The organism is Ruminiclostridium hungatei (assembly GCF_002051585.1).
GTDB classification, from domain to species: domain Bacteria; phylum Bacillota; class Clostridia; order Acetivibrionales; family DSM-1351; genus Ruminiclostridium; species Ruminiclostridium hungatei.
Genome location: NZ_MZGX01000014.1, coordinates 1 through 22,068, shown reverse-complemented (window position 1 = coordinate 22,068; position 22,068 = coordinate 1). Strand labels below are relative to the sequence as shown.

At 43.5% G+C, this 22,068-nt stretch carries 21 protein-coding genes and 1 pseudogene; 15 read left to right on the top strand and 7 right to left on the bottom strand.

Annotated features, from left to right (window positions below):
• Positions 1-191 precede the first annotated feature (191 nt).
• Positions 192-1,616, top strand: a complete 1,425-nt coding sequence (locus tag CLHUN_RS11175) for a CapA family protein (RefSeq protein WP_080064681.1) — start codon at positions 192-194, stop codon at positions 1,614-1,616.
• 105 nt (positions 1,617-1,721) lie between these two features.
• Complete coding sequence (locus CLHUN_RS11170; RefSeq protein ID WP_080064680.1) at positions 1,722-3,542, top strand: LTA synthase family protein; 1,821 nt, start codon at positions 1,722-1,724, stop codon at positions 3,540-3,542.
• An 89-nt stretch (positions 3,543-3,631) separates the two neighbouring features.
• Here CLHUN_RS11170 and CLHUN_RS11165 read toward each other — a convergent pair whose 3' ends face one another.
• On the bottom strand, positions 3,632-4,645 hold the full coding sequence (locus CLHUN_RS11165) for a nucleoid-associated protein (protein WP_080064679.1): 1,014 nt from the start codon (positions 4,643-4,645) through the stop codon (positions 3,632-3,634).
• Between the two features lie 182 nt (positions 4,646-4,827).
• On the opposite strand from CLHUN_RS11165, the gene CLHUN_RS11160 reads away from it, so the two are divergent.
• A complete protein-coding gene (locus tag CLHUN_RS11160; protein WP_080064678.1) occupies positions 4,828-5,523 on the top strand; it encodes a tetratricopeptide repeat protein in 696 nt (231 codons plus the stop codon).
• 19 nt (positions 5,524-5,542) lie between these two features.
• On the opposite strand, the gene CLHUN_RS11155 is transcribed toward CLHUN_RS11160, so the two are convergent.
• Positions 5,543-6,232, bottom strand: coding sequence for an SGNH/GDSL hydrolase family protein (locus CLHUN_RS11155; RefSeq protein WP_080064677.1), 690 nt, complete (start codon positions 6,230-6,232; stop codon positions 5,543-5,545).
• Positions 6,233-6,480: 248 nt separating this feature from the next.
• Here CLHUN_RS11155 and CLHUN_RS11150 point away from each other — a divergent pair, with 248 nt between their 5' ends.
• The 8 genes from CLHUN_RS11150 to trpA all read left to right on the top strand — a co-directional run bounded on the left by CLHUN_RS11150 (position 6,481) and on the right by trpA (position 12,963).
• Positions 6,481-7,074, top strand: coding sequence for a DUF1836 domain-containing protein (locus tag CLHUN_RS11150; RefSeq protein ID WP_080064676.1), 594 nt, complete (start codon positions 6,481-6,483; stop codon positions 7,072-7,074).
• Between the two features lie 93 nt (positions 7,075-7,167).
• Positions 7,168-7,791: a sporulation membrane protein YtaF gene (gene ytaF, locus CLHUN_RS11145; RefSeq protein WP_080064675.1), complete on the top strand. Its 624-nt coding sequence runs from the start codon at positions 7,168-7,170 to the stop codon at positions 7,789-7,791.
• Between the two features lie 581 nt (positions 7,792-8,372).
• Entirely contained in the window at positions 8,373-8,507 is a 135-nt protein-coding gene (locus CLHUN_RS22725) for a hypothetical protein (protein WP_278247540.1), read from the top strand.
• Entirely contained in the window at positions 8,504-9,523 is a 1,020-nt protein-coding gene (gene trpD / locus CLHUN_RS11140) for an anthranilate phosphoribosyltransferase (protein WP_080064674.1), read from the top strand. Before CLHUN_RS22725 ends, trpD begins: the two co-directional genes overlap by 4 nt.
• Positions 9,524-9,591: 68 nt before the next feature.
• Positions 9,592-10,380, top strand: a complete 789-nt coding sequence (gene trpC / locus CLHUN_RS11135) for an indole-3-glycerol phosphate synthase TrpC (protein WP_080064673.1) — start codon at positions 9,592-9,594, stop codon at positions 10,378-10,380.
• Positions 10,380-11,015, top strand: a complete 636-nt coding sequence (locus CLHUN_RS11130) for a phosphoribosylanthranilate isomerase (protein WP_080064672.1) — start codon at positions 10,380-10,382, stop codon at positions 11,013-11,015. The genes trpC and CLHUN_RS11130 overlap by 1 nt, the downstream gene beginning before the upstream one ends.
• Positions 11,016-12,200, top strand: coding sequence for a tryptophan synthase subunit beta (trpB, locus tag CLHUN_RS11125; protein WP_080064671.1), 1,185 nt, complete (start codon positions 11,016-11,018; stop codon positions 12,198-12,200). It abuts the gene before it with no gap.
• Positions 12,193-12,963, top strand: a complete 771-nt coding sequence (gene trpA / locus CLHUN_RS11120) for a tryptophan synthase subunit alpha (RefSeq protein WP_080064670.1) — start codon at positions 12,193-12,195, stop codon at positions 12,961-12,963. The genes trpB and trpA overlap by 8 nt, the downstream gene beginning before the upstream one ends.
• Positions 12,964-13,081: 118 nt before the next feature.
• Here trpA and CLHUN_RS11115 read toward each other — a convergent pair whose 3' ends face one another.
• Positions 13,082-14,392 (bottom strand): nucleotide sugar dehydrogenase, encoded by a 1,311-nt coding sequence (locus CLHUN_RS11115; protein WP_080064669.1) that lies wholly within the window; start codon positions 14,390-14,392, stop codon positions 13,082-13,084.
• 16 nt (positions 14,393-14,408) lie between these two features.
• On the bottom strand, positions 14,409-15,371 hold the full coding sequence (locus CLHUN_RS11110) for a glycosyltransferase (protein WP_080064668.1): 963 nt from the start codon (positions 15,369-15,371) through the stop codon (positions 14,409-14,411).
• A 207-nt stretch (positions 15,372-15,578) separates the two neighbouring features.
• Here CLHUN_RS11110 and CLHUN_RS21805 point away from each other — a divergent pair, with 207 nt between their 5' ends.
• Positions 15,579-16,919, top strand: coding sequence for an NTTRR-F1 domain (locus CLHUN_RS21805; protein WP_133051110.1), 1,341 nt, complete (start codon positions 15,579-15,581; stop codon positions 16,917-16,919).
• 18 nt (positions 16,920-16,937) lie between these two features.
• On the opposite strand, the gene CLHUN_RS11095 is transcribed toward CLHUN_RS21805, so the two are convergent.
• The 3 genes from CLHUN_RS11095 to CLHUN_RS11085 all read right to left on the bottom strand — a co-directional run bounded on the left by CLHUN_RS11095 (position 16,938) and on the right by CLHUN_RS11085 (position 20,303).
• Positions 16,938-18,584 (bottom strand): recombinase family protein, encoded by a 1,647-nt coding sequence (locus CLHUN_RS11095; RefSeq protein ID WP_080064666.1) that lies wholly within the window; start codon positions 18,582-18,584, stop codon positions 16,938-16,940.
• Positions 18,585-18,621: 37 nt separating this feature from the next.
• Positions 18,622-18,885, bottom strand: a complete 264-nt coding sequence (locus tag CLHUN_RS11090) for a DUF6870 family protein (RefSeq protein WP_080064665.1) — start codon at positions 18,883-18,885, stop codon at positions 18,622-18,624.
• 452 nt (positions 18,886-19,337) lie between these two features.
• Positions 19,338-20,303 carry a helix-turn-helix transcriptional regulator gene (locus CLHUN_RS11085; protein WP_080064664.1) on the bottom strand — a complete coding sequence of 322 codons (966 nt, stop codon included), beginning with the start codon at positions 20,301-20,303 and terminating at the stop codon, positions 19,338-19,340.
• 463 nt (positions 20,304-20,766) lie between these two features.
• On the opposite strand from CLHUN_RS11085, the gene CLHUN_RS11080 reads away from it, so the two are divergent.
• The 3 genes and pseudogenes from CLHUN_RS11080 to CLHUN_RS22715 form a co-directional block, all read left to right on the top strand.
• On the top strand, positions 20,767-21,084 hold the full coding sequence (locus CLHUN_RS11080) for a hypothetical protein (protein ID WP_080064663.1): 318 nt from the start codon (positions 20,767-20,769) through the stop codon (positions 21,082-21,084).
• A gap of 260 nt (positions 21,085-21,344) precedes the next feature.
• Positions 21,345-21,740, top strand: a pseudogene (locus CLHUN_RS22720) (NTTRR-F1 domain); the annotation flags it as partial.
• A 46-nt stretch (positions 21,741-21,786) separates the two neighbouring features.
• Positions 21,787-22,068: hypothetical protein (locus tag CLHUN_RS22715; protein WP_278247542.1), on the top strand; the 282-nt coding region annotated here is incomplete at its 3' end.

Below are 22,068 nucleotides of genomic sequence, written 5' to 3'. Positions count from 1 at the left end.
TTATAATACCAATCCTGCACAGTTTTAAACCAGATTATATTAAAAGAAGGGGTTAAATTTTTTCAAGATAAAAAATTTATATTTAGCTTATTACATAATTTGTATACCATATAAATGCAAATTTATGATATAGTCATATTGTTAGTATTATACAAAAATTATTTTTGATGTTCTAGGAAGGTACATATAAAATGAAAACAAAATTCCGTCTTTTTAAGCACACTTTTATTGTGCTGAGTATAATGTGCTGCTTTTTGCTGGGAAGTACTTCGATTATATACGCCCTTAGCGATTTCAGTGTATTTGCTGCCGCCTCCAACCCGCCGGTTTCTTCTCAGAGTCCTTCGGCAGGCAATACTCCGGCTGCTGCCGGCACAGCATCCCCTTCAGCCTCTGAAACTTCTGAAACTACAGAAGGTACTGCCCCTTCAACCGGCGGCACCGATAATCCTGCGGCCCAGACTTCAAGCCAGCCTTCAAATCCCCAGCCAGGCAACACACCCGGTGAACCCTCCGGAAATACCGGCTCTGAAAACCAGCCTGGAAATGATAAGCCCGTCCCTGCTCACACCACAAAAACTGCCGCTATAGCAGTTGTAGGAGATATAATGGCTCATCAGGGCAACCTGAACAACGCCTATTCCCCCAAAACGGGTACATATGATTTTACCGGATTTCTGGAATACGTAAGACCCTACCTTTCCAAGGCCGACCTGACCATAGGCAATTTTGAAACTGTGACTGCCGGACCAAAGACGGGTTATACAAGCTATCCAAGCTTCAATACACCCGATGCCATATTGACAGCTCTCTCAGGAGCAGGTTTTGATATATTGTCAACAGCAAACAATCACTGCCTGGACAGAGGAATAACCGGACTGACCAGAACCATCCAGATGATAAATAAGAACAAGATGATAAATGTAGGCAGTTCCACCAATGGCAAGGACAAATACGTGTTCAAGGAAGTCAATGGTATAAAGCTTGGAATTCTGGCATACTCGGGCATATATAACGGCCTGGACAAAAAGCTGAGCGCCTCTCAAAAAAGCACTTACCTGAGTCCCATCAATGAGCAGCAGATGCAGAAGGATATTAAGGCTGTTAAAGCAGCCGGTTCGGATGCAGTAATCGTCATTGTACATTGGGGCACCGAATACCAGAGAACACCTGATGCCTCCCAGACCTCACTGTCAAAAAAATTATTGAACTGGGGAGCAGACATAATTCTGGGCTCACATCCCCATGTAATTCAAAAGTCCGAAATTGTCAAGGTTAATGGAAAGGATAAATTCATAATATATTCCATGGGCAACTTTATTTCAGGCTACAGAAGAGTGGATAAGGCGGCAAGGCCAAATAAGATATATACCGAAGACGGTATAATAGTAAATCTCCTTCTGGAGAAGGACTCCAAAAATAATACAGTATTGAAGACCGTAGATTATGTGCCCACCTGGGTTGATAAGTACTATGCAAATAACAGGCCTGTGTTTAAAATCATTCCTATTCCCGACAGCAATAATATATCCGGGAAATACGTAACAAGCTACAACAAACCGTTTATCCAGCAATCCTACAAGAACACCATGGGAATTATGGCAAAAATGAAGTAGAATAAATATATATATTTTACAGTAGTGGATATGGAATCCAAATTGACACAGGCAAGATATAAAAGCAGTATCAGTATCAAAAAGAAAGGAATGCCGGCAGATTAAATGTTTAAAAATTTTTTTGTTGAAAGCATTAAAAATGTCAAAACAGCTTTTAAGAGCAAACCTTACAGAAATACTTTTGTGATAATAGCATTCTTTATATTTATCAATGCCCTGAAGTTAAGCTTGTACAACTACTTCCTGATTCCACAGGCCACCAGGGAAATTCTTGTATACAAATTCGGCTTCACACTGTTGTGCTCCACTGTTATTCTTATTCTGGTACTCAGCGTAAGGTCAAGGTATCTTTTTCTGATTTACATGATTGCTCAGGGAATATACTGCTTCACCAACATATCCTATTTCCTGTATTATCACAGCTATCTTCACTTTTTGCAGTGGATATCACTTTTCAAGGAAGCGATGATATCAGCTACGCACCTGGCCAATCCCAAGAGTATGCAGTTGCTGGTGGTATTTATTGATGCACCTTTAGCCCTGTATATTTTTATCAGGTATTTTAAGAAGGAAGCAAATAAAATCAGGCTGCCGTTGATAAAGTATACCCTGGTTATAGTTTCACTTATCATATTGCTGGGAGTTGAAACAAATAACTACTATGAAAACAAATCCATCGCCCAGTATATGGACGACAGGTATACCGGAGAAACAGAAATAGTAGAAAGATATGGTACCCTTGCAAACAGTGTGGTCAATATTATCAAGAACAACAGTGAATCCAAACTGATCCAGCAAATTCATTACGGGCACAAGCAGTCAAACAGCAATACGATAAGTGTCGGAAATGACCCCAAAAACTCCTATCTGAATTCCCAAAGTCCGAATTTTGCCATTATTCAGGTGGAGTCCATGGATGCCAATATAGTCCGCCAGCAATACAAGGATTCATATATAATGCCTTTTTTGAACTCCTTGACCAAAAACAGCATTTATTATCCATATACCTTGAGCTATCATCAGGGTGGGGGCACCTCGGACGCCGAGTTTTCCATTATAAACAGTGTTGAGCCTCTGGAATCCTTCCCTGCCATAAAGCTTACCTCCTATGGGTATCAGAACTCGGTCATCTCAAAGCTGAGCAAGGCCTCTTACGATACTATGGCCTTCCATGGCAATGTGGGAGCCTTTTATAACAGGAATATCGCGCTGTCAAAAATGGGCTTTCAAAGGTTCTATGATATCAGCTCCATGAATTATGAGGATGAGGGCTGGGGAGCCCCCGACGACAAGGTTTTTTCCTTTGCTCTGGATAAAATGAAAGCCTCGGGCAAGCCCTTTGTTTCATACGTAATAACCATGACCAGCCACGGTCCCTTTGAAAGTGCAAGAAATTATTATAACAATCCTGCTTACGACGATATTGATAATGAAATCGTGAAAAATTACTTCAACTCCTTCAGTTATGTGGATGAGTCAATCAGGGATTATGTATCGGCAATCCAGAAAAACTTTCCCAATACCTATGTGATAATATACGGAGACCACACTCCCAATATCAACTCGGAGGATTTTGCACAGGCTTCCTTTATTGACGGAGATAAATATTTTGAATTTGTTCCTATGATTGTTATTACACCGGACAAACAGAAGTACACTGAAAAATCGGCGGTAGCGTCCTTCCTGGATGTTTCACCCACCATACTCGAGGCATCCGGCCTGCCGTATTCGGTTTACTCTGACGGTTCCAGCCTTATCACGCACAAGGCAGGCCCTATGAACATTCCTCTTAAAGGTTCATACTTTGACAGAGCATGGCTGTACGATAAAATCTCAAATTACAAATATGCCGAAGAAGAACCCCTGTGGAAAAAATATCTGCCCTCATTCATATCTTCCAATCTGATTGAGAAGCACAGAAGGTGATTTAAAATAAACAATAAATAAAAAGCATAGAAGCGCCGGGTACAAAAACCATTGCTTCTGTGCTTTTTTATCTGTTGCCTGTATGTTACCTATCTGTTGGTAATTTTACTGACGTTCTTGATGATTATGGAAATTGATCCATCCGGGTTGTTGAAGAACTCTATCATTTCCCTGTCATCATAGTAGCTCAGGGGGAAATTTATCTCAATGCCGGTATCTGTTCTGATTTTATGGGTTTTGAACTTCCTTTCGGCTATTTTCTCGGGTATCTCAATGGGCTCGTCCTTAAGTCCTGCCTTCTGAATTTCCTGTATGTACTCCTCCCTGACAGCCAGATTTGTTTCAAATATTTCTTCAGCTATGGCTTCCACCCTTATTTCCTTGTTTTCTCCTATGCTGTCCGAGACAACCTTCTTGAGTTTTGCCACCTTGTCAAAGTCCTCATCATAATACTTTTTATTAATTTTTTGCGTAACTTTATCTATTATTTTAAGCTTTTGATTATCCGAAAGTGCTGTGGAGCAATTGAATATATACTGGGACAGATAGAATTCCTTTGCGCCGTTTATCTCACAGGCCTTTTCAAGAAGCTTCAGTTGTCCGGTTTCCATGCTGATTAAAACCGCCTCGTCCACCTTCTGTCCATCGGAAGGAAGCAAGGTCTTATGCCGTATTAATGAGTTGCTTGCCCCTCCTTCCATTTGATTTACATAGTGTGTAAAGCCGGTCTTGTAATTCAGCTTCAGAAGTCCCAGGTGCTCTTCATTGTTAACATGAAACAAACAGAAAATAATATCCGCAGGTGTTATATCAACATTTTTAAGCATGAAATCAAAAATAATGCCTCCAAAAGCAGTGCTGGCCTCCATGAAGCAGTTCCCATCCTCCTTTACCGCCGCACATATGTCTCTCGCCGTATTAACCTCACCGATAAACTGCGCTTTTTTGAGATTCACATCATCCAGTATCTTCTGTATATGTTTTTCAAGAAATTCTGAAATTTCTCCGCCCAATTCCAGCTCATTATTGGAAAATATAGGAAAGTTTATGCTTGTATCCAGGATATGCAGAACTGCCTTTTTTAAGTGAATATCATAATCCATTGAGAATTCCGCCTCTCATTATTTTAAAACCCATAAATGCAGTTAATTATTTTGACAATCCCTATTATAGCAAAATACCTGTACAATTGGACACCATTTGATATAATAAAACGAAAAACGTAAAATCAGCGGGATAAGATTACAGCTTAATGCTTTTTGTATAATCCCGCCAGGAGGGAACTATGCTGCTTGCAAAAATAAAATGCAACTATTACAAATTTAAAACCAACAAGGCATATGCCAGAGGCAATGCAGAAGAAACTCTTTTTTGGCTGGAACGTGTTTATAAGACCGGAGTTGCAAAGCCAAATGCGATAACCACCTATGGATATCTGTTGTTAAAGGACGGCAGGCTTGAAGAAGCTATGAAAATATTTCAGGAGCAATTCAATATGCCTAATATTTCAAACACTGACTATTACAATATCAAAGCAAATTATGCCCTGGGTCTGTGGAAGCAGGGAAAACTTGAGGAGGCTGTCGCTTTGCTTGAGAAAATCATTCCCGACTATAAAAATACAAATATTTACGGCAGCCTTGGCTATCTGTACAACCTGCAGGGAGATCTGGAGAAAGCTCTGAAATTTAATCTTGAAGCTTCGGAGTATAACAGTACCGGGGGAGTTATACTTGATAACCTGGGTCAGACCTATTATCTGATGGGAGACCTGGAGAAAGCCCAGGAAACCTTCAAAAAGCTGATGACTCTTAATCCCAAGTTTCCGGAGGCATATTACGACTATGCCCTGGTATTGGAAAAGCTGGGTGACAGGGAAAACGCCGTAGCCATGCTTAAGGATGCACAGCAGCACAAAATAAACTATTTGTCTGCCGTGACAAAGGAGCATATTGAGGCAAAACTGGCACAGTTGGCATAAATGCCGTCCGCCGGTTGCTCTAGAATGCGAAATCCAAAAGGGTTTTCAATATCTTTTTGTGCCCTTTTTCGTTGGGATGGATTCCGTCGGCACAAAAATGAGAGCTGTAGTTGGTACTCAGCAGGAAGCTTTCTCTGACATTTATGAGCCTGCAGCCATTTTGCAAGGCTGCCCACTCAACAGCGTTGTTATAGGCTTCCTGCCATCGGTATATCCTGGATACATCTCCCAGCCATCTGAGTATATTATCTTTATTAAGTCCTCTGGAGAGCCAGTTGAAATACCTTTCCGGCTCAAGGGGGGGCAGGTTCATAAGAATCGGAGTTACCCCCTTCTCCCTGAACACATGTACCATGTTTTGCAGAGAGCCCTTAAATGCTTCAATTGTAGTCTTTGGCTGATGTTCTACCTCCGGGGAGGCTGAAATTTCCGCCCAGTTGAAATCGCAGTCGTTTCCTCCGAACTCAATAATGACAATATCATTTTTATCCATAAACTGCTTTTCCATGGTTTTTGTTATTCTATCAAGTGCCTTTGTAGAGGTCATTCCAAAAAAGGCATTATTCTTCAAGGAGCAGCCTGTTATCTCGGCAAAACTGTTGACGCTGCTATTTTTCAGCACTTTGTATTTGCCGTCCTGTTCATCCAGAACCACTCCTTTTAGTATTGAATCACCCCATATTGTTATTTTCCTGTTATTCAGCTCCATATCCCAATCACCTTCCGTAGCAATTCTATTATAGTTTAAATTGTTTCCTATATACTACAAAAATATAATATTTTCAAAACTTTAACTTAATAATGCCATAAGCACATGCAGCACCAAATATGTATCATCTAGTTATGAATACTATGTTACATACTTTTTATGAAATTGTCAAGGTGTGTGCGAAACTATATTGTAATTGCCCGTTGTTATGATATACTCAATATAAAATACAGGTTGGAGGTTTCAGGTTGAGTAAAGGTAGTTTGAATCATATAAAAGACGAACTTTCGAATTTTTCCAATGCTTTGGGGCAATATGCAACCGAGAGATGGACTCAGTTTCCCGGTATAGACCTTTATATGGATCAGGTTGTCACTTATCTAGAGAAGCTTTTAAAGCTGTTTGATACTGATGCTTCCGGTAAGGTAATAACCTCCAGCATGGTCAACAACTATGTAAAAGAAGGCTATCTGAAGCGTCCGGTAAATAAAAAGTACGACAGGGTGCAGCTTGTGACCCTGTATATAATGTCCATGCTCAAACCAATACTGCCTATCCCGCTTATTGCCGGCTCATTGAGCAATCTGACCCACGAGCAGAAGTACCAGAGTTTTTTTGAAGAACTTACAAAGCTGCAAGATGAAGCCTTTCGCAATATATCGGACAAATTGACTGCCATACTTGAAAATCTGTCGGAAGAGGACTACGAAACCACACTGCGTTTATTTGCGCTACAGTTGACCAGTGAAGCAAATGCACGGAAAATTGTGGCGGAAAAAATCCTCCAGTCACTGAACAGAGAATCTTCAAAAGCCGGAGAAAAGGACAAGGATAAGAAATAAACTTCCGCCTTGCGCTGATAAACCGCTTTTTGAGTCGGACATACACGATCACCTCACCGGATTAATATACTAATCCAGTGAGGTGATATATACGTGGTCAATATTATATCCATATTTTTACTATGTTTAGCACCAAATCTTGACAATATGGTTATCGGTCTTGCCTATGGGGCAAGGAAAATCAATGTCCCTTTCAAATCCAACTTTGCAATTGCACTTTTTTCAGGTGTTGCAACTCTGTTCTCCAGTTTGTTGGGAAGCTTGTTATCCAGCTATATTCCCAGACATACGGGTAATATCATTGGCGGTACTATAGTCATTGCCATAGGCTTATATACCATAAGCAGTTACTTGCATAATAAGAAAAAGTCAAAACCGGTTCATCAGAGCGGAAATCAATATATCGGGGAATTGCGGGCTGTTATGGACGACCCGGGCCTGGCAGACAGGGATTATTCAGGAGATATATCGGTGAAGGAGTCGGTGCTGCTTGGAATAGCACTTGCCGTAAATTGTCTGGGAACTGGCTTTGGTGCGGGAATGGCCGGTGTAAATATTGCAGTTCTTACACTGGCGGTATCTGTGTTCAGCCTGGCAACAATTTCTCTGGGAGCAATGATTGGCAGGCGTTGGGCTGCAAAATTCCTGGGAGATCAGGCAACTATCCTTTCGGGCCTGCTTCTGGTGGCAGTTGGAATATACCAGATGCTGATTTAGCTTTTGCAGTTGACACATATGCAACCTGCACGGCAGCTTAAATTAATTTTAAATTCCAGTTGTAATTGTTAAGCTGTATTTTACTTAGTTCTTGAAGGCAATAACTTTATTAATTTACTTAAATTTCCTTATTGACAAAAATTTATATTGGATGTAATCTATTATTAATTAAATATCTGCCCTTTAAACCGTTGAAGTGGAGATAACGGTGTTGGAATTTTTTAAATAATTCCTGACGTGCACTTACAGAGAGCGGGGGAAGCTGAGAGCCCCGCAGAACGCAGTACATCAAATGGACCACTGAGGGCGCAGTCAAATGAAGGTTTCCCTTCAGAGTATTCTGCGACGTCGCACAAGCGTTATTTGTGGGAAATATGATGGTATTTCTGCAAGCGTGTAGGATTTATTTTATTCTTACAAAACAAGGTGGCACCGCGGGTGAATTATACACTCGTCCTTGACTTATATTTTAGTCATGGGCGGGTGTTTTTATTTTCTGCAGAGAATTTGCCGTGGAGGTTTTTACCTTCAAAGCAGTTCATTTTTGTAAAATATTAATAAATCTTATAAGGAGTGGTTTAATGTACAGATCAAGTCTGGCTGAAGCAAAAAAATTATCCGAATCCATACTCACCCCCCAGGAAAGAACCATACTTGAAAATTTTTCAAGGTCAGGCACATCACAAAATATAACTGACAGGAGGGCTGCAAAATGATTCAGGAAGCTATTTACCAGTTAATAAACAAGCAGGACTTAAGTCTTGAGCATACCAAGACTGTAATGGAAGAAATCATGGAAGGACGTGCAACAAATGCACAGATAGGCTCATTTCTCACTGCCATGCGTATGAAGGGTGAAACCATCGATGAAATCACCGCCTGCGCAACTGTTATGAGAGAAAAATGCACTAAAATACGGCCTGGCAAGGATGTTTTGGACATCGTGGGAACAGGCGGAGACGAATCGAATACCTTTAACATTTCAACCGTTTCCTCATTTATTGTTTCAGCGGGCGGAGTTCCTGTGGCAAAGCACGGCAACCGGTCTGTTTCCAGCAAATGCGGCAGTGCGGACCTGTTGGAAGCCCTGGGTGTAAATATAGCATTAACCGCTGAACAAAGCGCACATATACTGGATGAGCTTAACATATGCTTTATGTTTGCACCTACATATCATTCATCCATGAAATATGCCGCTCCTGTCCGCAAGGAGTTATCCGTCAGAACTATTTTCAATATCCTGGGTCCCCTGGCAAACCCCGCAGGTGCAAACATGCAGCTTTTGGGCGTATATGATGAAAATCTGGTGGAGCCTCTGGCAAGAGTTCTGGCAAACCTCGGAGTAAAACGTGCCATGGTGGTTCATGGGCATGACGGCCTGGACGAGGTAACCTTGTGTGACACCACTACCATATGCGAAGTCAATGATGGAAAAATAAACAGCTTTTTTCTGAGCCCTGAGCAGCTTGGACTAAACAAGTGCCAGTCCCATGAACTGGTGGGCGGAAATCCCAAGGAGAACGCAAAAATCGCCCTGGATATTCTCAATGGAAAAAAGGGACCCAAAAGAGATGTGGTCGTACTTAATTCGGCACTCTGCCTATACATGTCCCATGACCGGATAACACTGAGAGAATGTGTAAAGCTGGCTGAAAACCTTATAGACACCGGTGCTGCAATGACTCAAATGACTAATTTTGCAGCCTTGTCAAATTCCTTGGCTGCCAACTAGTGAAATACCCGGAATTCCGGACGGATGGCTCATGGTCAGCCAGTACATGTTGAAACTCGGAGGATAAAATGATACTTGATAAAATAGTTGGAAAAACAAAAATCAGGGTTGACACCTTGAAGCTTCAAAGGTCTTATCAGTCGGTAAAGCAGGCTGCCCTGGGCAGCCTCTCCGGCTCACGCCCCTTTTCCTTTGAAAATTCCCTGAAAAAAGACGAAATAGCTTTTATTTGTGAGGTAAAGAAGGCCTCTCCCTCCAAAGGTGTCATTTCAGAGCATTTCCCCTATCTGGAGATTGCAGGAGAGTACGAAAGAGCTGGTGCAGGTGCGATCTCGGTACTGACTGAGCCATACTTTTTTCTTGGAAGTGACAGGTTCCTCACGGAAATTAAACAGGAAACGTCCATACCTATACTCCGGAAGGACTTCACCATAGATCCCTACCAGATATATGAGGCAAAAGCCATGGGTGCAGATGCAATCCTGCTCATATGCTCCATACTGGATACCTCTGCAATCAGTGAGTATATGAAAATAGCCGACCAGTTGGGACTTTCCTGTTTAGTAGAGGCACATGACGAAAAAGAAGTGTATGGCGCACTTGAGGCCGGAGCAAGGGTTATAGGCGTTAATAACCGCAACCTCAAAACCTTCGAAGTAGACATCAATACAAGCCTTGCGCTCCGGAGACTGGTACCGGAGGACAGGATATTTGTGTCGGAGAGCGGAATAAAGACATCTGAACATATAGCAGTCTTGAGAAAAAACGGAACTAATGCCGTACTTATTGGCGAAACGCTGATGCGGAGCGGCAACATAACCCAAGACTTAAAAAGCTTAAGAGCAGTGGAGGGCTGATGGCGGAAACAAAGATAAAAATTTGCGGTTTAAGCCGGAGACAGGATATTGAATATGTAAATGAAGCACTGCCGGATTTTGCGGGTTTTGTTTTTGCACCGAGCCGCAGACAGGTCACCCCGGAAGCCGCCGGAATTTTGAAATCCTCCCTGGATGACAGGATTAGGGCCGTAGGCGTTTTTGTAAATCACGATATGGATTTTATAAAAAACCTCTGCTGCGGGGGAATTATTGATTATATCCAGCTTCATGGCGATGAAACAGAAGAATACGTTTTAAGGCTTAAAGAGCGGTTAAGCACTGCAGGCTGCATGAAGCCTGTCATAAAAGCGCTGAGGGTGAAGGACTCCTCCTCTCTGGAAACTGCGTCCAGGTTTGACTCGGATTTTCTTCTTTTGGATACCTATTCACCACAGGAATACGGAGGCAGCGGCAGGGCCTTTGACTGGAAACTTATTGACGCCATAGGTAAGCCCTTTTTTCTTGCAGGCGGAATTAATCTCGAAAATGCCGCTGCTGCGGTAAAGACTGTCCAGCCCTTTGGTCTGGATGTGAGCAGTGGTGTTGAGACCGATGGTATCAAGGACGCTGAAAAGATCAAAAAAATCGTAAATCTTTTAAGGAGTGTGAAATAAATGGTAAAAGGACGTTATGGCAAGCACGGAGGACAATATGTTCCGGAAATACTGATGAATTCTTTAATAGAACTTGAAGAGAGCTATAACTTCTACAAGAATGACTATAATTTCAATCAGGAGTTAAAGTCACTTTTGAAGGAGTATGCCGGAAGACCTTCTCTTCTATATTATGCCAGAAAAATGACAAAACATCTGGGAGGCGCAAAAATCTACCTGAAGCGCGAGGACCTGAATCACACCGGTTCTCATAAAATCAACAATGTGTTGGGTCAGGTGCTGCTGGCTAAAAAAATGGGCAAGAAACGTGTAATAGCAGAGACAGGAGCGGGACAGCATGGAGTGGCAACTGCAACCGCGGCAGCTTTGATGGGCTTGGATTGTGAAATTTTCATGGGTCTTGAGGATACCAGACGCCAGGCACTTAACGTATTCAGAATGGAACTTCTGGGTGCTAAAGTGCATCCTGTTACAAGCGGAACTCAGACTCTTAAGGACGCAGTAAACGAAACCCTGCGAGAATGGGCAAACAGAGTTGATGATACCTATTGTGTCATGGGTTCTGTTATGGGAGCCCACCCCTTCCCCAGAATCGTCAGAGATTTCCAAAGCATCATCGGGAAGGAAGTAAAGGAACAGATACTTGACAAGGAAGGAAGACTCCCTGATGCAGCCATAGCCTGTGTGGGCGGCGGCAGCAATGCAATGGGCCTTTTTTATGAATTTATAAATGACCACTCCGTGCAGCTTATTGGCTGCGAAGCGGCAGGTAAGGGAATTGACACCGACAGCCACGCAGCCACTATTGCCAAGGGACAGCTTGGAATATTCCACGGGATGAAATCATATTTCTGTCAGGACGAAAACGGTCAGATTGCTCCCGTTTACTCTATTTCTGCGGGACTTGACTATCCCGGAATAGGTCCTGAGCACGCCTATCTGCATGATATCAACCGGGCAAAATACGTTCCGGTAACTGATGCGGAAGCTGTTAATGCTTTTGAATACCTGTCAAAAACCGAAGGAATTATTCCGGCAATAGAAAGTGCTCATGCAGTTGCTCATGCCATGAAGCTGGCACCGAAAATGTCCAATGAACAGATAATCGTGATTTGCCTTTCAGGACGCGGAGATAAAGATGTTGCAGCTATTGCCAGATATATGGGGGTGAATATAAATGAGTAAAATAAAGAATGCCTTTGATAACGGAAAAGCCTTTATCGGATTTCTCACGGCAGGTGACCCTTCGCTGGGCAAAACCGGTGAATTTATTCTTTCCATGGCGGATGCGGGCGCTGACCTTATAGAAATCGGAATACCCTTTTCAGATCCTATCGCAGAGGGTGAGGTTATTCAAAAAGCTAACGTGAGAGCACTCTCAAAAGGTACAAATCTGAAAAAGATATTTGAAATGGTTAAAGGGGTAAGGCTGAAAACCAAAATACCCCTGGTGTTCCTGACCTATCTCAATCCGGTTTTTACTTATGGCTACGACCACTTTTTCAAGGACTGCAGTGAGGTTGGGATTGACGGAATAATAATACCTGACATTCCATATGAGGAGAGAAATGAATTACTTCCCTTCGGCGAAAAATACGGCATTGATATTATTTCATTAATCGCTCCCACTTCGGAATCCCGCATAGAACAGATTGCTTCAAGCGCCAAGGGCTTTGTCTACTGTGTTTCCTCCATGGGGGTGACGGGAATACGCTCGGAAATCAAAACAGACCTGCCTTCAATTATTGCCTCAATACGTTCTGCCACTAACATTCCAGTAGCTGTCGGCTTTGGTATATCAACCCCTCAACAGGCTAAAGCCATAGGTGAATTTTCAGACGGCATAATTGTGGGAAGTGCTATCGTTAAGTTGATTGAAGAACATGGTGAGAATTCCGGAAAGCCTCTTTTTGAATATGTAAAAAAAATGAAGCAGGCTATTGTCTAGTCTTACTGAATTTATGACCATACAGGTATTTTGCCGTTACAGTCAGGAAAGCTTCTTGGCTGTGACGGCAGAAACGGCATATCTTTGTATCCCATATGCCCTGATTGGGACAACGCGGCTAGAGCAATTCTATATTACTCCGGTCTTCCAAGTCCCTCATTGCATTCTTTGTATCAAATATAAAAGGCGAATTTTTCTGTACAAATGCATAGTCAACACATTTATGCGGAGTTGTGATGACAACCAGTTCTGATTGTCTTAAAACCTCAACAGTTAGTGTCTTGCTGACATATCTCTTGTTTTTATGTTCCAAATCCGGAATGTAAGGGTCATGATAGGATATCCGGGCACCCTGCTCCTCCAGCAGCTCTATAACCTTCAGTGCCGGGCTTTCCCTATAATCTGCCACATCAGGCTTGTAGGCTATCCCCAATATGAGTACCTCCGAGCCATTTATGGGTTTCCTGAACCTGTTCAGTATTCTGTAAATCCTTTCAACCACATATTGCGGCATATATTCATTTATTTCACCTGAGAGCTCGATCAGTCTGGTATGATAATCGTACTCCCTGGCCTTCCAGGTAAGATAAAAAGGATCGAGAGGTATGCAATGTCCCCCGATTCCCGGACCAGGATAGAAGGCCTGGAAGCCGTATGGCTTTGTCCTGGCGGCATCTATGACTTCCCAAATGTTGATTTTCATTTGCTCACAGATTATGGCCATTTCATTAATCAATGCAATATTTATATTCCTATAGGTATTTTCTAAAATTTTTTCCATTTCAGCCACGATAGGACTTGATACCTGGAATATACCTCCCTCAAGCACATTGCCATATAAGGCTGCTGCAAGTTCGGTGCTGTCTTTTCCCATACCTCCGACTACCTTGGGTGTATTTTTTGTTTTAAATACACCATTTCCGGGATCAACTCTTTCCGGTGAAAAGGCAAGAAAAAAATCCTTCTCGCATTCAAGCCCGGACTGCCTTTCAAGAACCGGTTTCAGCAATTCTTCGGTTGTTCCCGGGTAAGTAGTGCTTTCCAGCACTACAAGGGTATCCCTGCGCAGGTACTTAGCTACCGAATCTATAGCTGATTTGATAAAGCTCATATCCGGCTGTTTGTTCATATCCAGGGGGGTGGGTACGCATATGATTATACAGTCTGCTGTTCTTAATGCCCCGAAATCGCTTGTGGCATGTAGCTGGCCTTTTTTTACCTGAGCACTCAGCTCAGTATCCTCAACATCACCAATATAACTATTCCCTGCGTTTACTTTAGCAATTATCCTGTCATTTACATCTATTCCGATGACCCTGTAGCCCGCTTTGGATATTTCCAGGGCCAATGGCAGTCCCACGTAGCCCAAGCCTACGACACTCACTACTGCACTTCTGCCTTCTATTTTGTTTAGCAGTTCTGACTTCATTACCAATCCCCCAATGTCATGTTGCATTTTTTGGATTTGCCGTAACACCGGCAAGCATATTGCGGATTTTTAAAATCTGCTGATCAAAGGAATAATTTTGCTGTATAAAGCTTCTGTACTCTTCAGATGAGTAATTGCTTTCAGTCACCATGTTTACAGCTTGACCTATGGTATTCCATATATATTTTTCGGGGTAGATGCTCCTTGCTCCTACAAAATTATGTATAACCGGCTTGATACCCTTGGCCATTGCCTGCATAACACTCATATTCTGGGATTCAAGTACGCTGGAGCAAATAATATAATCCTTGTTTTCCAGCCAGCTATCAATGTTGGCCTGCCACCCCTGGAAGAAAAGATTATTCTCCATACCAAATTCCTTGAGCATCTGATTAAAATACAGATAATATCTTGGCTCCTGGTAGCTTCCGGCTATATAAAACCTGTATCTGTTATCGGCATCAAAGATTGCCTTGAAGGTATGTAAAAGCAGCATAGGCCCTTTTTTAAAATTTATATAACCTACATATGCAACATTAAATCCCGGTTTCTTCTGACTGTAGTTTGTCTTTTCCATATCCACTCCATTGGGAATCACAGCAGTAATATCCTTCCGGATTTTGAAATGCTCAATTACATATTTCCTGATATCCTCAGAGACAAATACAAGTTTATCCACTCTATTCCAGTTAACCTTGGAAGGGTAGTTCGAAAAGGCTTCATAGCTATGCAGCCTGCATAGGATTTTTCTTTTCTCTGCCAACTCCAGCTTGCTTCCATAGGCAATAAGTTCATCACACCATTCAAACCAGCATACCTCGGCCCATTCCATCCATTGCTCCATCAGCCTGTACTCTGCTGCCGAAGATATTGTGATTAGCCTTATTTCAAACTGATCGCCCAGTTTCTGTATAATTTCACTAATGAATTTATTATCGCCCTTTGAAAAAAAGACTAACCTGGTCTTTTCCGCTTCCACAGGCTCCCTCTCCTTTTACTCCGTTTTTATGCACCCATAAATCTGTCTTATCTATATATATGATTTCATATTTGATAAGGACACTTTTTTATAACCCTGGTTTACATAAGTTACCAAAGCCCCAATTTATTCATATACTAATACATAGCATGCAGAGGGCTTTTTCTTCATGCTCCCCTATAATTTTCAGGAGGTGAAATATATAATATGTCCACGATTGAACTGATCGTAAACGGCGGTTTTGAGACAGGTTCTTTTCCTCCCTGGCTTGTAGATAATGCAATTGTCACTTCGGCGTACAAACACTCAGGAAGCTTTTCCGCCCAACTGCTAAGTGGTATATCTGTCATATACCAGATTGCAGAAGGTGATTTCAGTTCCGGCACTGAATTCTCTGCTTTTCTGGGAAAAGTCGGAACTTTGCCCAATCCGCTTACGACAATCACTATTGCATATTTTGGCGCAGCCTTTAACTATCTTGGACTTGGACTGGCAATAAGCATTCCCCCAAACAGTCTTCCAAATGCAGCTTTGGGCAGTTGGCAGGAATTCACAGGTATAACTTCTCCTGCCCCCGCAGGAACTACAATGGCAATAATATCCTTCAGCAAGCAAGGTGATGCCGGTACCGCTGATGTTGTTGTAGATGATGTGTCTTTGACTGTTGAAGGGCCTATAGGTCCAACGGGACCCACAGGGCCTACCGGACCGACTGCTCCTACCGGACCCACAGGGCCTCAAGGTGCTACCGGGCCGACTGGGCCAACGGGTCCCACTGGGCCTCAGGGTGCTACTGGGCCGACTGGACCTACCGGCCCCACTGGGCCTCAGGGTGTCACCGGCCCTGCCGGTGCTGGCATAACCGGGCCTGCCGGACCTACCGGACCCACTGGGCCTCAGGGTGTTACCGGCCCCACCGGTGCTGGCATAACCGGGCCTGCTGGTCCAACCGGACCCACTGGGCCTCAGGGTGTTACCGGCCCTGCCGGTGCTGGCATAACCGGGCCTGCTGGTCCAACCGGACCCACTGGGCCTCAGGGTGTTACCGGCCCCACCGGTGCTGGCATAACCGGGCCGACTGGTCCAACCGGACCCACTGGGCCTCAAGGTGTTACCGGCCCCACCGGTGCTGGCATAACCGGGCCTGCTGGTCCAACCGGACCCACTGGGCCTCAGGGTGTTACCGGCCCTGCCGGTGCTGGCATAACCGGGCCTGCTGGTCCAACCGGACCCACTGGGCCTCAGGGTGTTACCGGCCCCACCGGTGCTGGCATAACCGGGCCTGCTGGTCCAACCGGACCCACTGGGCCTCAGGGTGTTACCGGCCCCACCGGTGCTGGCATAACCGGGCCGACTGGTCCAACCGGACCCACTGGGCCTCAGGGTGTTACCGGCCCCACCGGTGCTGGCATAACCGGGCCGACTGGTCCAACCGGACCTCAAGGCGTTACTGGGCCTGCCGGCTCTGGCTCAACAGGTCCCACCGGAGCGTTTATATTAGGAAAACAAACTGCCTGTAAAATTGCGGTCTGTCTAAACCGCATTTGAGTGGGTATTGACCTTGATTTATTCAGCTACGCTGCGGTACTCATTGGCAAATTTCAATCTAACGCTGATATTGCCGTTCTCATGTACCTTGATTTGCTCTACAAGCTCAATCAAAATCTCTCTTGTCAGCTTGTCGATGTTTTCATACTTCCTGAAGGTTGCTAAAAATGGGTTTTCCGTATCAATTCTATTTTCAAGCTCTGCCTTTTCTTCGTTCAGGTTGCTTATAACCTCGTTTATGGCTTCCATTTGTCGCTCGTAATCTTTTTGCATATGGCGGTAATCCTTGTAGGTAATTTCCCCGTCTTTCCAGTCTTGATAAATACTTTGCCTGTAACGCATAATCTTGGAAAGCGCTTTTTCCTTTGCCGCTATTAAGCCGTTCAGCCGAATAGACCGGCTTTTCTGCAAGGGAGCGGCGTTAACGCGGGAAATAATGTGGGAAAACTCTGCCGCAAGAAAAACCATTTTCTGAATGACATGAAATACACCTTGTTCAAGATGATTGTGTCTGATTGTGTGTTTGGTACAAGCTGTTTTGGATTGGTCTTTATAGGTGCGGCAGTAGTAATATACATTCCCGCCGACTTTACTTCGTGTCATTGCCTTGCCGCAATCGGCGCACCGGAGAAAGCCGCTGAACAGATATAGGGTTTTTTGTTCCGGTGCGGTGCGGGTGTCTTTTCTCAAAAGCTCCTGAACTTTGGCAAAGTCCTCACGTCTGATAATGGCTTCGTGCGTATTCGGGACAATAAACCATTCATCTTCCGGGACGGTTTCCTGCACATGGATTTTATAGCTTTTAATACGGTAACGGCCCTGCACCATATCCCCAACATAAATTCGATTTTTCAGAAGGTTGCTGATACTCATGGCGCACCATAGAGGATTGCCGCCCTCGACGTTGGGATTTTTGTATTTCATGCCCTTGCTTTTCTTGTAAGCTGCCGGGCATAGAATACCACTGTCATTGAGTTTTCGTACAATCGCATTTTTGCTCATGCCCTCCAGAAACCAAGCAAAAATACTTTTTACATGTTCGGCCGCTTCCTCGTCTATGACAAGAACATTTTTATCCTCCGGGTCTTTCTGATAGCCATACGCCGCAAAGGAGCCGATATGCAAGCCTTTTTCCCGCTTTTTGTCAAAGGTTCTGCGGACACTTTCAGATGTACCTCTTGCGTGTTCCTCATTCAAAACACCTTGAACGGGTACAGCAATATTTTGAGCGTTTTGCGGAGCTCTGTAAGTATCAATGGGTTGTTGGTAAAGAGAGATAAACCTCACATTGTTTCGTGGAAACCAGTCACCAAGATAATAACTCTGATCGCCGTTGTTGCGGAAGCTCCGGGCAAGGTTCTTGACAATAACACAGTTGATTTTACCCTTTTTTATATCTGCCAATAACCTTTGGAAGTTTTCACGTTCTTCGTCCGTCGTGCCGCTTACGCCATCATCAACATATTCGTCAACATAAACGTATTCGTCACAATCTTCCTGTTGTTCAAGAAAATCTGTCAGGATAAGCCTTTGATTGGTAATGCTTTCGGATTCGTCTTTCCCTCGTTTGTCCTCACGTGATAATCGGATATAGAACGCTACCAACCATACCTTGTTTTTGGGTGCTGCTTTGACAATATCGTGCCTGTTGGCCACTCGTGCCATGTGTCCTCCTTCCTCACATTACACCTATAATTATACCTTATAAGCCGCTTTTCTTGCGTATAAGAAGGTTGGCGAGCACCTCTTGAATCGGCGGCGCATTGTCGTCAAATTCAAGCTTGATTCCCATTTCTCCATAACGGAAGCAAAAGGGGTTCTTCAGCTTTTCTAATACATAATCCATCCGTTTTTCTTTGGGGAGAGAATTATCCAGCTTCAATGTGCTTATGTCAGCCAGCGTTCCCACATCTACCGTATTCATATTTACGCTCATAAAATCATCTATCATTTCCAGCGTAAGCATAATCATGCACCTCCTTATTCTGCATGATTCAATATATGCGTTTCCTTGTTTGTCCTATGAGGAAACACAAAAAGCCACTACTTTTACGGTCAAAGTGATGGCTTTTAATATTTCCCCCACTTCGGGCCGAGTTGGCCCGAAGTGATAAAGTAATCTGTCTTTGGCCGGCTCACATTAAACCGCTATGGTTATTCAGCGGCCCAGCTCGTTGAGGGTAGTTTGCATAGCAAAACATGGCAACATTCCTCCTTAATGCAGCCATGTTCTATGAAAAGAGCAACAAACCAAGCCCTCTATAAAAAGAGAACAGCGGCTTTGATTTTCAGATCCGCTGTTCGGCTATATATTTGTCATTATGGCATAGCATCTGTCAAATGACGGCTTTTTTTATATGCCGTCACAGGCAGAGCATCTATGCTATTTCAATTTAGCGTTTAGTCAATCGATTTTATTTACTTCCGTACTGGTCTGATATACTTAAAAAACCGTTCCGGATTATAATAAAAGTAAATTATTCTGCCTGGGGAAGTATCAAAGCAGTAACCAGTGCCTGCAAAATCAAAAGTTGCCATTGCCTTTTCAATCTTTTCCTCCACACTACGATTTTCCTGCTCATAATCGAATGGCCCATGTTCAAAAACAACATACTCCGCTTCGGGAACATCCACCATAAGCATTTGTGGTGGTACTTCGCCTTTATAATCAAAAGGAAGTCGTGCACCATAACACTCTGTACGTGGAATACCCCAATCGCATAGTCTGCCGTCCGGGTCGTTAATGTACGCCATAATCTGACCACTGCCGCCGTTAGATTCGCTCCCGCCATCGTCATCCAATTTGCCCTTGATACTATCGAGCAAGCCGCAAATTGTTTCGCAGTCCTGTCCCGGAATAAGACTTTGCTTTTGCCAAAAATCCCAATACCCATTACTCTCATAGTTTTTAATGTGCAAAAACTTGTGTGCGGGAATGGTTACAAAATAAATTTTAACATCATCCGCGGATTTCATCATCCCAATCTCTCCCAATCCTAAAAAGTAGCGGTCAAAAGGGTTTATTTTTGTACGAAGAACGACAGGCTTAGGCTTTTTTCGGTATTCACTTGGAGTTACGCCATATGTTCCCTTGAAAGCTCTGGTAAAAGCTTCGTGTGATGAAAAACCATAATCAAAAGCAATATCTAAAAGGCTTTTTTCACTATCCCGAACCTCTTTTAGTGCAAAGGCTAATTTTCTATGCCGCAGATAATCCCTAAATTGCATACCCGATATTTCTTTGAATTTTCTCGTTGTGTAAAATTCGGAATAACCCAGCCTGCAAGAAAGAAAGCGTAGTGTCAAGGCTTCGTCATTATAATTTTTAATACATTTGTCAATTTCATCAACGATTATTTGAATTTGCTTCTGCCAGTCGTACATTCGTCTGTTCACCTCGTTTCAATCACCCTACATTTATTATAAAGAAATAGAGAGGTTACTGCTTGACTTTACTTGCTGTTATTCGTATTATAAACGGAAAATTAGTTTGTGACAACAAATAGAGAAAGTACAGCTTTGTGTATCTTGACGGCTCTATCTCCACGTTCTGCCAACCAGCAAGCAGGACAAGCGTATTGACATTTGCACATTTTTAAGATTTTACCTGTGGCCAAATCCTCAAAATTGCTCGTCTCTTATTTTATTGCCCTTATCCGGGACTGTTTTATAGTTTCCTTTTATAAATGGCTCCACAGGGCCTGCCGGTCCAACCGGACCTCAAGGTGCTACAGGCCCTACCGGTCCTGCCGGTCCCACAGCCAGCGCGCCTGAACTGTTTTTCAGTCAGACAGCAGGTGCTATTACAGCGTACCCCCCATTAAGTACGGAAGTTACTGTAGCAACATTGAGTATCCCTGTTACTGCAGGCATCGAAGTAAAAATAGATTATGCTGTATCAATTGAAGCTATAACCACGGCAAACTGGGCTATGTCATTCGAGGTAAGGCTTTATAGAGATACCACGTTGATTACAACAAGAACATTTATTGATTCGGCTTCTTCTGCGGGAACACACAGATTTTCAATATCAAATACCCAGGTTGATACCTCTGTGGCGACTGAAACCGCCGGCTATCAGCTCCGAATAATATTTACCACCGCAACTAATGTTGCCACTGGTACAGCTTTGAACAGGAATATAAATGCTATAGTATTCCCATAATTTTATAAAAGCAGGCTGCCCGAAATATGATATGCTCACTTCACGAACTGTAAGATTGAGAATCAATGGGCGCCTGCTTTTCTTTTATGCATATCAATACTCAACTATATCAATTTTTCTATTACCATCGCTCATTCACAGCTTGTTATACCTAACAAGTACCAAATTCGGCAGTTCCTCATATAATATTACAGAGCATGTTATAGAAACCTATACAAGCATGTTCCACCCATAACTTTCAGGAGGTGAAATATAAAACTATGGCCACGATTGAATTGATCGTAAATGGCGGTTTTGAAACAGGTTCTTTTCCCCCATGGCTTGTAGACAATGCCGTAATAACATCTGTATATAAACACTCTGGAGTTTATTCTGCTGAATTACTGAGCGGAATTTCCGTTATATATCAGATTGTAGAAGGCGACTTTAGTGAAAGTACTGAATTTTCAGCATTCTTGGGTAAAGTTGGTGCCTTGCCTAATCCACTGACAACGATAACTATTTCGTATTTTGGTGAAACCTTTGGCTATCTTGGGCTTGGATTAGTTATAAGTATTCCTCCTAATAGCCTTCCTGATGCTTCCATCGGGAATTGGCAGGAATTCTCCGGAACAACAAATATCGCTCCCCAAGGAACAGCATTTGCAATAGTATCCTTCAGCAAGCAAGCAGAACCCGGTACAGCAAATGTAGTGGTCGACGATGTTTCTTTATTGGGCTCTGAACAACCAGTTAGCCCAACTGGCCCAACCGGGCCTACTGGCCCGACTGGTGCTCCTGGACCCACTGGTGCTCCTGGACCCACTGGCGCTCCTGGACCCACTGGCGCTCCTGGACCCACTGGCGCTCCTGGACCCACTGGCGCTCCTGGACCTACTGGCGCTCCTGGACCTACTGGCGCTCCTGGACCTACTGGCGCTCCTGGACCTACTGGCGCTCCTGGACCTACTGGCGCTCCTGGACCTACTGGCGCTCCTGGACCCA